Annotated in this window: 16 protein-coding genes; 8 read left to right on the top strand and 8 right to left on the bottom strand. The window is 61.8% G+C overall.

All coding sequences use genetic code 11. From position 1 onward, the window contains the following. Positions 1–31: 31 nt before the first annotated feature. The 3 genes from AC1DYQ_RS18525 to AC1DYQ_RS18515 all read left to right on the top strand — a co-directional run bounded on the left by AC1DYQ_RS18525 (position 32) and on the right by AC1DYQ_RS18515 (position 3,363). On the top strand, positions 32–1,393 hold the full coding sequence (locus AC1DYQ_RS18525; RefSeq protein ID WP_477688014.1) for a TPM domain-containing protein: 1,362 nt from the start codon (positions 32–34) through the stop codon (positions 1,391–1,393). Between the two features lie 121 nt (positions 1,394–1,514). Next, positions 1,515–2,663 (top strand): alpha-hydroxy acid oxidase, encoded by a 1,149-nt coding sequence (locus tag AC1DYQ_RS18520; protein WP_457279440.1) that lies wholly within the window; start codon positions 1,515–1,517, stop codon positions 2,661–2,663. A gap of 19 nt (positions 2,664–2,682) precedes the next feature. Beyond that, positions 2,683–3,363, top strand: a complete 681-nt coding sequence (locus AC1DYQ_RS18515) for a hypothetical protein (RefSeq protein WP_477688013.1) — start codon at positions 2,683–2,685, stop codon at positions 3,361–3,363. A 214-nt stretch (positions 3,364–3,577) separates the two neighbouring features. Here AC1DYQ_RS18515 and AC1DYQ_RS18510 read toward each other — a convergent pair whose 3' ends face one another. From AC1DYQ_RS18510 to AC1DYQ_RS18500, 3 genes are all read right to left on the bottom strand, one after another. Next, positions 3,578–3,925: a hypothetical protein gene (locus AC1DYQ_RS18510; protein ID WP_477688012.1), complete on the bottom strand. Its 348-nt coding sequence runs from the start codon at positions 3,923–3,925 to the stop codon at positions 3,578–3,580. A gap of 275 nt (positions 3,926–4,200) precedes the next feature. After that, positions 4,201–4,605, bottom strand: a complete 405-nt coding sequence (locus AC1DYQ_RS18505) for a DUF3224 domain-containing protein (protein ID WP_477688011.1) — start codon at positions 4,603–4,605, stop codon at positions 4,201–4,203. Between the two features lie 92 nt (positions 4,606–4,697). Then, complete coding sequence (locus AC1DYQ_RS18500) at positions 4,698–5,126, bottom strand: VOC family protein (RefSeq protein WP_477688010.1); 429 nt, start codon at positions 5,124–5,126, stop codon at positions 4,698–4,700. Between the two features lie 277 nt (positions 5,127–5,403). Between AC1DYQ_RS18500 and AC1DYQ_RS18495 the strand changes: the two genes are divergently transcribed. Next, positions 5,404–6,606, top strand: coding sequence for a Y-family DNA polymerase (locus AC1DYQ_RS18495; RefSeq protein WP_477688009.1), 1,203 nt, complete (start codon positions 5,404–5,406; stop codon positions 6,604–6,606). Here the strand turns inward: AC1DYQ_RS18495 and AC1DYQ_RS18490 are convergent. Continuing rightward, positions 6,603–7,064 (bottom strand): DUF1569 domain-containing protein, encoded by a 462-nt coding sequence (locus AC1DYQ_RS18490; RefSeq protein WP_477688008.1) that lies wholly within the window; start codon positions 7,062–7,064, stop codon positions 6,603–6,605. The genes AC1DYQ_RS18495 and AC1DYQ_RS18490 overlap by 4 nt on opposite strands. Here AC1DYQ_RS18490 and AC1DYQ_RS18485 point away from each other — a divergent pair. Beyond that, positions 7,063–7,269 carry a hypothetical protein gene (locus AC1DYQ_RS18485; RefSeq protein WP_477688007.1) on the top strand — a complete coding sequence of 69 codons (207 nt, stop codon included), beginning with the start codon at positions 7,063–7,065 and terminating at the stop codon, positions 7,267–7,269. The two genes, AC1DYQ_RS18490 and AC1DYQ_RS18485, sit on opposite strands and share 2 nt — an antisense overlap. Positions 7,270–7,280: 11 nt before the next feature. On the opposite strand, the gene AC1DYQ_RS18480 is transcribed toward AC1DYQ_RS18485, so the two are convergent. Next, entirely contained in the window at positions 7,281–7,712 is a 432-nt protein-coding gene (locus AC1DYQ_RS18480; protein WP_477688006.1) for a c-type cytochrome, read from the bottom strand. Beyond that, the gene (locus tag AC1DYQ_RS18475; protein ID WP_477688005.1) at positions 7,713–7,961 is read right to left on the bottom strand and encodes a hypothetical protein; all 249 of its coding nucleotides are present in this window, start codon (positions 7,959–7,961) and stop codon (positions 7,713–7,715) included. It lies immediately after the preceding gene. Between AC1DYQ_RS18475 and AC1DYQ_RS18470 the strand changes: the two genes are divergently transcribed. The 3 genes from AC1DYQ_RS18470 to AC1DYQ_RS18460 are packed head-to-tail and all read left to right on the top strand — an operon-like array spanning position 7,960 to position 10,038. After that, positions 7,960–8,880 carry a DUF3034 family protein gene (locus AC1DYQ_RS18470; RefSeq protein ID WP_477688004.1) on the top strand — a complete coding sequence of 307 codons (921 nt, stop codon included), beginning with the start codon at positions 7,960–7,962 and terminating at the stop codon, positions 8,878–8,880. The genes AC1DYQ_RS18475 and AC1DYQ_RS18470 overlap by 2 nt on opposite strands. Positions 8,881–8,914: 34 nt before the next feature. Continuing rightward, a complete protein-coding gene (locus tag AC1DYQ_RS18465) occupies positions 8,915–9,373 on the top strand; it encodes a group I truncated hemoglobin (protein WP_477688003.1) in 459 nt (152 codons plus the stop codon). Continuing rightward, entirely contained in the window at positions 9,370–10,038 is a 669-nt protein-coding gene (locus AC1DYQ_RS18460) for a cupredoxin domain-containing protein (RefSeq protein WP_477688002.1), read from the top strand. Before AC1DYQ_RS18465 ends, AC1DYQ_RS18460 begins: the two co-directional genes overlap by 4 nt. Before the next feature lie 19 nt (positions 10,039–10,057). Here AC1DYQ_RS18460 and AC1DYQ_RS18455 read toward each other — a convergent pair whose 3' ends face one another. Both AC1DYQ_RS18455 and AC1DYQ_RS18450 read right to left on the bottom strand, forming a co-directional pair. Continuing rightward, a complete protein-coding gene (locus AC1DYQ_RS18455) occupies positions 10,058–10,651 on the bottom strand; it encodes a hypothetical protein (protein ID WP_477688001.1) in 594 nt (197 codons plus the stop codon). A gap of 29 nt (positions 10,652–10,680) precedes the next feature. Then, positions 10,681–11,256, bottom strand: coding sequence for a DUF3455 domain-containing protein (locus tag AC1DYQ_RS18450; RefSeq protein WP_477671259.1), 576 nt, complete (start codon positions 11,254–11,256; stop codon positions 10,681–10,683). Positions 11,257–11,438: the final 182 nt, after the last annotated feature.

Below are 11,438 nucleotides of genomic sequence, written 5' to 3'. Positions count from 1 at the left end.
TGTACCGGCCATGCTCTACCCCAAACCTTCCATGCTTCACCTTCAACGCGCCCCGTTATTTCCTTCAGCGGCTGAAACCCGGCGTTTTCTCTATGGAACGCTGGTTGTTCTGTGGGTGGCGCTGTGCATGCTGGCGGCGGGTGATGCCACGGCCGCACCGGCGCGTGCCGGACAGACAGACGTGCCGTCCGATGCCGCACAGGCACCCACACCGGGCGATACCGCGCAAATCGCCACGCCCGCCGATGCCGTACGGGTGCAGGTTCCGCCTTACAGCGCGCGCGTGCTCGACACCACAGGCACGCTGAACACCGCCCAGGTCGCGGCCCTGAACGAACAAATCCTGGCCATCGAAGCAGACACGCGCGCAGCAGTCGTCGTGTACATGCTGCCGACCACGGGCGAAGACTCCATCGAGGAATACGCCACGCGCGTGTTTGAGAAATGGAAACTCGGCGATACCGAGCGCGACGACGGCATCCTGATCCTGGTGGCACTGGAAGACAGGCGCATGCGCATCGAGGTCGGCCAGGGCCTGGAGGGCATCGTGCCCGACGTGCTGGCAGGCCGCATCATCGACCAGGACATGAAGCCGCGGTTTCGCAAGAACGACTACGCAGGCGGGCTGGAAGCGGCCATCAGCCACATCGGCGCGCTGGTGCGGGGCGAGATTGAGCCCCCGCAAGCGAGCCGCGGTGGCATCACGCCCTTTGGCTGGGCTTTTTTTGCCGCGCTGCTGTGGGGTTTTGCCGTGGGCGTGGTTCGGGCGCGCCGCACCTGGAAGTGGCCCGTGACGATCGGCATCGTCGCCGCGGTACCGGCGGTGGCGGTGGTTGTCCTGAAGAGTCCCGCCATCGGCGCCATCCTGCTTTCCTTCCCCGTGCCGCTGGCGTTTGCGCTGGGGTTCGGCTGCGGCCGTTCCCGCACGGTGCGCCTGGTGACGGGTGGTATCGCGCTGGCGATCAGCGCAATGGTCGGCATTGCCTTCGTGGTGGGCTCCGAGCGGTTCGGCGTGGGCCTGCTCTACGCCCTGGGGGGCGGTATAGGCTGCTTGCTGCTCGGCCTGATCGCCATGGGTATGCGCGCGGCCTACAAACGCAGCCTGGTGGAGTTTGGCGTGCGCAGCGCCCTGGTGGCCTGCGTTGTGGGGTATGTGGCGTTTCAAAACCCGCCAGACCTGCTTCTAACTGACTGGGAATCCTGGATGCCAGTAGGCATGGCATTCGGGCTGGCGATGCTGTTCGGCTTCTTCACCGGTGGTGTCGGCAGCAGCAGTGGACGCGACGACCGGGATGGCAGCAGCTCGTCGGGCAGCAGTTCGAGCTCCAGCTCCAGCAGCCGGAGTTCGTCGGGTGGCTCCAGCAGCGGTGGTGGGTCGTCCGGCAGCTGGTAGACGGAAAGCGCTGGAGTCCCAAAGCGGCGGCCATATTGAAATAATTTGAAGCCCACCAAAATTTATTCAATCGCTGAGTTGCCCAAACCTTTAGCATTGGACAACTGAGGAGACTATCGCCGTGCCCGTGATCACCAACATCGAAGACCTGCGCGTTTTGGCCAAAAAGCGGGTGCCCCGCATGTTTTATGACTACGCCGACTCCGGCTCATGGACGGAAAGCACCTACCGCGCCAACGAGAGCGACTTTCAGAAGATCAAGCTGCGCCAGCGCGTGGCCGTCAACATGGAAAACCGCAGCACAGCCACCACCATGATCGGCCAGCCCGTGGCCATGCCGGTGGCGATTGCGCCCACGGGCCTCACAGGCATGCAGCATGCCGACGGCGAAATCCTGGGCGCCCGCGCGGCCAAAAAATTCGGCATCCCGTTCACACTGTCGACCATGAGCATCTGCTCCATCGAAGACGTGGCCGCAGGCACAGACCGCCACCCCTTCTGGTTCCAGCTCTACGTGATGAAAGACCGCGCCTTCATTGAAAGCCTGATCGACCGCGCCAAGGCGGCAAATTGCTCGGCACTGGTGCTCACGCTCGATTTGCAGATTCTTGGCCAGCGCCACAAGGATCTGAAGAACGGCCTGAGCGCCCCGCCCAAGCCGACGCTCTCCACCATCCTCAACCTGATGACCAAGCCGCGCTGGGGGCTGGGTATGCTGGGTACCAAGCGCCACGGCTTCGGCAACATCGTGGGTCACGTCAAGGGTGTCGAGAACATGGGTTCACTCTCGGAATGGACGGCCAAGCAGTTCGACCCCGCCCTCAACTGGGGCGACGTGGAATGGATCAAAAAACGCTGGGGCGGCAAGCTGATCCTCAAGGGCATCCAGGACGTTGAAGACGCGAAGCTCGCCGTCAATTCAGGCGCGGATGCGCTGGTGGTCTCCAACCACGGCGGCCGCCAGCTTGATGGCGCGATGTCTTCCATTTCCTGCCTGCCCGAGATCGTCGCGGCAGTCGGCAACCAGATCGAGGTGCACATGGACGGCGGCATCCGCTCCGGCCAGGATGTGCTGAAAGCCACCGCCCTGGGTGCCAAGGGCACCTACATCGGCCGCGCCTTCCTCTACGGCCTGGGCGCCATGGGTGAGGAAGGCGTGACCAAGGCATTGCAGATCATCCACAAGGAGCTGGACCTGACCATGGCCTTCTGCGGGCGAACCGACATCAAGTCGGTGGACACCAGCATCTTTGTGCCCGGTACTTACTGAGCCTGAGGCGGTAAACACCATGGCCTTCCTGGGACAAGCCGCCGTCGCCATGTGGTGGAACATGGCGGCAGAGCACCGCGAGGAGTTCGAACACTGGCATTCGCACGAGCACTTTCCCGAGCGCATGGGCATCCCCGGTTTTCTGCGCGGCTCACGCTGGTCCAGCGTCGACGACGCAGAAGGCTTCTTTGTTCTGTATGAGCTGGAGGACTATGAAGTACTCACATCGCCCGGCTACAGGGAGCGCCTGAACAACCCGACGCCCTGGTCCATCAAGATGATGCCGCACCACCAGGACATGGTTCGAAGCCAGTGCCGGCTGCTGTACAGCGCAGGGGGCGGCATCGGCGGCCATGCACTGACCTTGCGGCTGTCACCTGCTGAAGGCCGGGATGCAGAACTGCTGAAACACCTCTCGGCGATGGGTGCGTCATTCGCCAGCCAGTCCGGTGGCGCCGCATTCCACGTACTGCGCACCGAGACGCCCCAGGCCGCCAGCACGAAAGAGCAGCAAATTCGCGGCGGCAAGGACAAGGCGGCTGATTGGATCGTGGTTGCCGTCGGCTATAACGCGTCGGCGCTGGATGCCCTGCAGCGCGGGGCACTCGGTGAAGAGATAGAGCGCCACGGCGCTTTGGCCAGCGCGCTGGTGGAGCGCTACCAGCTTGCTTATGCGGCCAGCGCCAATGACCTGAGATGAGGGCTGGGCCAGAATGCGCTCAAAGCCAATGCCACTGAACGCCAGGAGGGAGAGGGCGCGACTGTATTTTCTTCCTTGTTTGATCTGTTCTTCCATTGGTGCGGAGCCATTGGTGCCCTCTTGCGCACGGCTGGATATCCACATTTCAGGGTTTTGACGGGTCAAGCTGCAGTGAAAAAGCGGGTTACATCGACGTGGAACTCAACACACTACCTCATGTCGGCCAGAAAGCAGCCATCACGTTACCGATAAAAAGAATGCCCGCGAACCAATTCAGCAGGCGTTTAGTCCTCCATAAATAGAGAAAGCCTGGATAACGCCCGGACATATAGTCAAAGCCCTCGTTTCGGAGCCAACGGTTAAAACCTATCTGCGGCTTAGCGTCTCTTGCTGAAGAGCGAAAAGACAAAAATTTAGGCGCAGGCGTCCACCCAAATCGACGCCAGATGTCTGGCTCCCATAGCTTTACAAATCGAACAAGCCTACGTGATTGGATATAACTTGCAATACAACAAATCACCATCACAAAGAAAAGCGTCAAATGAATTTTTTCCCTGCTCATCTTGATCCCCTTGCTCCCACAGTAACGCTTGCGCCAAGCCCCGTACCCATTTCCCACCTAAATCCAAGACCGCTTCACTTCCGTGAACAACAGATTGGCGGAGCCACCGAGCAAGCCTGCAACGATTGCTCAAACACCCGGTCTTTGAGTATTTGAAGCACATCATCGTAGCTGTAGGCTGTTGCACCACAACCTACGTTCAATGCGGAAAAGAGCGGGAGGTCCTGGAATGAAAACCAGAACCGATGAAGGCGGGCCAAGGTTAGCCTTCCATCTCAAGCCTGCGGCGCAATCTCATATTCCATCACATATGAATGCTTGCCGTCAGCAATCTGGATGGTGAGCGTTCCACTTAAGCCAGTCAACTCATCGGTGCCTGAATCAGGCACCACGCTTACCGTCAACTGCGGCGCACCACGGTTCATGGTGCCGCTGTGCTGCAGCACAAAGCTACCGCTTTTCCCGTGCAGCGTGCCCGTCACGCGCTCCATCGCGACGTAGCCTGCCGAGCCTTTGACTGCCGTGCCGGCGCTCAGCATTTCGCCCTGACTGGTGGCCTGCAGGTCGCCGCTGAAGGTCTTGTTTATGGACAGACGGCCCATCAAGGGTCCGGCTTCCGCGTTCGCAAGTGACTGGGGCAGGAGCTTGACTTCAAAGGTTCCGGTGGCATGGGAGGGCATGGCATTCACTTTCAAGGGATGTACAGTGCCGGCCATGATGCCAGAGCGCGATCACTTGCCTTCTCTGGGCATGATGCCGGGCGCTGCCTGGTTCAGACCGCCCAGGGATCGTAGCTTCCAAAATTCCAGATATGGCCCTCGGGGTCCCGGCAGGAGTAGCCTCGCCCCCCGTAATCTTCATCCTTGATGTCGATCACGACGACTGCCCCCGCAGCAATGGCCTGCTTGTAGTGCGCATCCACATCCTGAACCTGGATGTAAGCGCTTTGCGACCCGACGCAGCCGGACTCTGACGGCGATTTGACGAGCTGGTGGAACTCGTTGTTGGTGGCGGAGCCCAACATGATCATTCCATTGCCGTAAACCAGTTGGGCATGTGCAATGGCGCCGTCTTTGTCGGGTACCACCAGGTGCTCCTGAAAGCCGAACGCGCGGCACAGCCATTTGACCGCTGCGGCACCGTCCCGGTAACGCAGCGTGGGAATGATGGTTGCACGGCTATTTTTCTGGTCCTCGGTCATGGCAACGGCCTTCTTGGAAAAACCAGCCAACGGGTGGATGGCAAAAATAAGCCAATGGGTATGCCACCCGGCGTGGTCACCCGGCTGGCGTGGATCCGAGTGTTTATCAGGGCAATTTGTGTCCGCGTAAGGAACGAGGAAGAAGCGCCGTAAGCCCGGGCCTACCCTGCCAGGCGCTGGCCCTCCGCCACAACCTTTGCCTGCGCGCTATGCTTGCGAGGTGGCCCATTCACCCGTTTCATCTCCAGCCAAAATCCGCCGCATTGCCCACCTCGACATGGACGCGTTTTTCGCCTCCGTCGAGTTGCTGCGCTACCCGCAGTTGAAGGGCCTGCCGGTGGTCATAGGCGGTGGCTGGCGCAAGGTTGACGAGGAGCTGCGGGCGGCGCAGGGCGAGCGGGCCTTGCGCTTCATTCCGGTGGAAAGTTTTCCGCTGCTGAAGGACTATGTGGGCCGCGGCGTTATCACCACCGCCACCTATGCGGCACGGCAGTTCGGAGTGGGCTCGGCCATGGGCATGATGAAGGCCGCCAGGCTGTGCCCGCAGGCCATCGTGCTGCCGGTGGATTTTTCGGAAATCCGCAAATACTCGCAGCTCTTCAAAAGCACCATCACCGACATCGCGCCGCTCATGCAGGACCGCGGCGTGGACGAGGTCTACATCGACTTCACCGACGTGCCCGGCGGCCAGCGTGAAGGCGGGCGCGTGCTGGCCCGGCTCATCCAGAAAGCGATTTTTGAGAAGACGGGCCTGACCTGCTCCGTCGGCGTGGCGCCCAACAAGCTGCTGGCCAAGATGGCGAGCGAGTTCAACAAGCCCAACGGCATTTCCATCATTTACGAAGCTGACCTGCAGGAAAAAATCTGGCCATTGCACGTACGCAAGATCAACGGCATCGGCCCGAAGTCCGGCGACAAACTGGCGAAGCTGCACATCCACACCATCGGCGAGCTGGCCGCGCAAGACCCGGGCTGGCTGATCGATAACTTTGGCAAAGCCACCGGCGCCTGGATGCACGAGGCTGCCTGGGGCCGCGACGACCGACCGGTGGTCACCGAGAGCGAGCCCGTCAGCATGAGCCGCGAAACCACTTTTGACCGCGACCTGCACGCGGTGCGCGACAAAACCACGCTGGGCGCGATCTTCACCGACCTGTGCGAAAGGCTGGGCGAGGACCTGCAGCGCAAGGGTTATGTGGCCAAGACCATCGGCATCAAGCTGCGCTATGACGACTTCAAGATCGCGACACGCGACCAGACCTCAGACAGGTACACCGCGGATGGGAAAACCATCCGCCAGCTGGCGGGCTTGTGCCTCAAACGGGTGCCGCTGGACAAAAAACTGCGCCTGCTGGGTGTTCGCGCTTCCACGCTGGCCAAGCCCGGCGAAGAAGGCATTTACGAACAGAAATTGCCTGTAACCCAATCAGGACGGGCGCAAGCAGCTCCTGAATCGATAGCAACCGACCAACTCTTCTAGCGCGCCACCAGGACGATCTCATCCTGGTGGTTGGCGATATGGAAGGTGTGGGCAAGTGAGAAATCAGCCTTGCTGAGCGCGCCGTACGCAAAGTGCGGCTTGAGCGCGCCCTGGTGCCCGGCAAAACGGGTAATGGCGGCGCGCAGCCGCGCCGATGCGGGACGCCAGTCGCCTTCACGGCTGAGGGCCGCAGCGCCCGGGATGGGCTCGCTCAGGCTGTGGCTCATTTGCCCGCGCCATTTGAAAAAGGCAAAAGCCGCGGCGCCCGCCGTGTTCTGGAACACCGCACTTTTCGGCTGCGGAAAGCCGTCCAGGCTCATTTCCACGCTTTGCGCCATGTGCTCCAGCACCGACACCAGGGGCCATTGGCCGGTGGTTTTGACGCTGGCGGCCTGGTCGACCTTGTCCAGCCAGCGCAGCGCTTCATCCAGTGACTGGACTTTGGGCAAATCAGCCATGGCAAATCCTCCGGTGAAAGCCAGTGTGGTGGTGGCCAGAAAGTCGCGTCGTTTCATGGCTGCGATGGTAGCAGTCGCCACAGGGGCCTCATTGCTGCGGCATCAGAGCGGGCTGGCGTTTCCTCCATCAGCCATGAAAGGCAGAATTTATGAAGAAAAAGGTCTTTCAAGCAATCAGGACGAGCGCAAGCAGCTCCTGAATTGATAGCAACATGCTTATTTCAGCGTGGCCAGGTAGGCGATCAGGTCGGCGCGCTCCGCCGCGCTTTCCACCTGAAAACCCATGCGCTGGCCGGCCACCAGCTGCTCGGGGTCTTCCAGCCAGGCGTTGAGGGTTTGCGGCGTCCAGCGCAACCGCGACCGCGCCAGTTCGTCCGAATATTTGTACCCAGGCAGGCTGCCCACGCGGCGGCCCATCACGCCGCGGTGCGCGGGCCCGATCTTGTTGCTGTCGACGGCATGGCATGCCGTGCAGCGCGCCTGGTACAGGGCCAGGCCGCGCGCCACGTTGCCGGGTGGTGGCGTGACCCACTCGCGCTCGGACGCCGTTTGACCCCATAGCGAGGCACTGCCGGTGCCAAAGAGCGTCAGCGCCACCAGGGTTTTAAAAAGACGCGTATTGCGCAGGAACAGGAAGGAAACAGGCATTCAGCACTCCTGGAACTGGTTTTTGATAGGTGGGAAAGCCATGCAATCTGCCAGGCCATCCCGCAAGCTGTTCTGAATACGTTGACGGCCGGCCTGCGGATTCAGCCTTTCGAAGAGCGACCCAGCTTCTTTTCGCATCTTTTTTTTTGTTTCATTGAATCCAGTGAATCCGGTTTGCCGTATTCCACACAGGTTTACTTCCATTGACGCCGGCAACCGGCTTTTCCTTTCCACCCACAGGATCACCATGCGCCACTCCGTATCACCCCCCCTGATTGCCAGCCTGCTCACCCTGCTTTGCGCCGGCGCCCACGCCGACACCGGCAAGCTCCTCCTGACCGGCGGCGTCAGCACCATCGAAGGCGCGGCCGGCGGCGGCCTCACGCCCTGGGCCGTCATCGGCAGCAACGCCACGGCAGGCGAGATTGGCGGTTCTGCCTATGTCACCCACGCCGGCACCACCGACTACGGCCTGAATGTGTACGGCGCGGCAGTCGGCATCCATGACCGCTACGAGCTGTCGATTGCGCAGCAGGACTTCAACACCCGCGGTACCGGCGTGGCCCTGGGCCTGCCCGGGTTGCACCTGAAGCAGACCATCGTGGGCGCCAAGGTACGCGTGCTGGGCGATGCCATCCTGGACAGCGACACGCCGATGCCGCAGGTGGCAGTGGGCGTGCAGTACAAGACGCTGGGCTCCACCGGGCTGGACCCCACACTCAATGCACTGGGCGCCAAACGCCACGGCGTGGACGTGTATGTGAGCGCCACCAAACTCTTCCTGGGCCAGAGCCTGCTGCTCAACGGCACGCTGCGCGCGACGAAAGCCAACCAGAACGGCCTGCTGGGCTATGGCGCCACGCTGGGCGGCAACGAAGACAAGTACACGCTGCAGCCGGAATTCTCGATTGCCTGGCTGGTGAGCAAGAACATTGCCGTGGGGGCCGAATACCGCTTCATGCGCAACAAGCTCGAAGGCGCGGGCCGTGCCGCCGGCCTGGGCAACGGCCTGCGCTCTGAAGACTGGAAAGACATCTTTATTGCCTGGGCACCCACCAAAAACCTTTCGCTCACGCTGGCTTATGTGGACCTGGGCGTGATCGTGCCCGCCACCACCGCCAGCCGAAAGCAGACCGGCTACTACCTCTCGGCCCAGGTCGCTTTTTAAGCCCGACGAACCACCCCCTTCAAGGAACCGCCCCATGAAAAACCCTTTTGTTTCTTTTGCCCTCGCGGCAAGCCTGTTGACGGCCGGCGCAGCATTAGCCCAGACGGCAACCAAAGACGACCAGCTTTACAAGGCCTTCGGTGAGAAAGCCGGCCTGGTCGCGCTAATGGACGACTTCATGGTTCGCCTGCTGGCCGACCCGCGCACCGGGCCGCATTTCAAGCCGTCGAACCAGCAGCGCGTGAAAGAGCAGCTGGTCGACCAGCTCTGCGCCCTGAGCGGCGGCCCCTGCATTTACAAGGGCGCGGACATGAAAAGCGCGCACGCCAACCTGGACATCAAGAAGTCGGACTTCCACGCCCTGGTGGAGGTGCTGCAGCAAAGCATGGATGCCAGGGGCATTCCTTTTCGCAAACAGAATGAAATGCTGGCACTGCTGGCTCCCATGAACCGCGACATCATCACGCCCGCCGAGACGGCAGCCAAACCATGAAACAAATAATCCAGCTCACAGCGATCGCCGCGCTCTTCGCTTTCGGCGCAGGGGCTCATGCGGCCAGCCTCACGGTGTCGGTGCTCGACAAAGACGGCAAACCGGTGCCGGATGCCGTGGTCGTGGTGGTGCCCGCCAACAAAAGCGCCCAGCCCAGGACGCCGCCGGCTGCGCAGGCCACCATTCACCAGGAAAAGATGCAGTTCGTTCCCGCAGTGACAGTGGTTCCCGTGGGGGCAAAAATTCAATTTGTGAACAACGACCCATGGGACCACCACGTGCGCAGCTCACCTGCCGGCATGGGCCAGTTCAACGCGACGAATGCCGGCTTCGAACTGCGGCTGGAAGGCAAGCCCGACGGAAAACCGGGCAAGTCCAGTGAAGTGACGCTGGACAGGGCCGGCGTTGTCGGGGCCACCTTGCTGGGCTGTTTTATCCACGGCTCGATGCGCGGCTATATCTACGCCAGTGAATCCCCCTGGGCAACCAAAACCAGTCCGGAAGGCATTGCGAGCTTTGAGGACCTGCCTGAGGGCGCTGCGCAGCTGAAAGTCTGGCACCCCGACCAGCTGGTGGACATTGCGCCGCAGCAGGTCACGGTGAGCGCCTCCCCGGCCAAAAGCGTGATGCAGCTTACCGTGGTGCCGCGGCGGCGCAGGTCTTGAACGGCCGGCCCCGAGGTTGTCAGCGCCGGCTGTCGTCCTTCTGGGAATCAGGCTCCAGCGGCGACAGGTCGGACGAATAGACCCGGTCGCCGATATGCAGCGCCCGCCCCTTCTCCCAGGCGGCTTCAAAGGCCGCGAGTTCTTCCGCCGTGGCTCGCTCCCGGCGTTGTACCGGTGGCGGTGGGCTGGCCGCATCCTGGCTCGCGGGCAAGGAGACGGGCCGGCTGGGCGCGAAGGCCTGAATCTGCTCATTGATCTGCCAGTACACGCCGCTGACCAGCAGGTTGTAACGCGCAGCGGCATTTTTGGCGATAGCCGCACCCACCTCGACCAGCCGGGCGGGCCCACCTTCCCGGTTGTCCAGGAAGTCGGTGGAAAGGTCCACCAGCACCATGTACTGGTGGCCTCGCTTGTCGTTACGCACCACGCGGAACTTATAGCTGGCCGACAAAATTCCGTGGGCCTGCATCGTGACCTTGATGGCCTCGAACAGCATCTCGCGCCGGAACGCCATGCGCTCGTCAAGGTTCATCTTGACCGGACCCGTCTCAGGCCCCGTGGCATCGTGCCTGGGACTCTTGCTGGCGCTGAAAAGGTTCTTGAGCACGGACATGTCAGGCCTCGCTTCCTCTGGCTTTTGGGTCAGGCTTTTTGGGCGGTGAAAAACACGTAGTCGGCGGTATAGCCTTCCTTGACGCGTTTGCCCGCATCGGCCGGCGCGGTGCAGCCTTTGGCCGGCGCATTGCCACCCTCGGTGTTCAGCCGCTGCACGCTGGTGACGGTGGCCATCTTGCCGGGCATGCCGGCGGATTTGGCCGTCAGCAGTAGCAGCGGGATGTCAGCAGGACGCTCGCCGTCGGCGCGTGCTTTTACCGTGCCCACGGTTTTGCTGCCGTCCAGCGCGGTCCAGTTCGGGCCGGCGCCATGCGTGCCGACTTTTTCGTCTTTCTGGTTGAAGAGGTCCGCCTCTGGTGCAACAAACACCCAGGCCCAGCCCTTGTCGCCGGAGCGGCATTCGTAGATTTGCGAGCCCACCGCGTGCCAGGTGAAGGCCACGCGTTCGCCGTCGGCCGGCTTGAGCGCGGCGGGCACCGGCTTGGCATCCATTGGTGCGGCCGGGCCACCGGCGCAGGCGCTTAGCAGCAGTCCAGTACACAACGCGGCAGCGGCAAGGCCTGCGTGAAGCCTGGGTTGGGTGGCGGTTGCTATCGGTGTCATGGCGATCTCCTGAGAGGAGTCCTGCAAATATTGACAGGTCTCCGGGTTAAAAGAAAGTAAAAAAGTCCCAACAACCACATGGCGGAAGGGGGCGTGGGCCGGCGCGGCGCCCGGCCTACCAGGGACAAACGACAGCAAGCGCCGATTGGATGCAGGTTTTTCTGAGAAAAATGCCATAACCG

Source organism: Polaromonas sp. P1_F4, from assembly GCF_056405675.1.
This window is presented reverse-complemented; position numbering and strand designations above follow the sequence as displayed.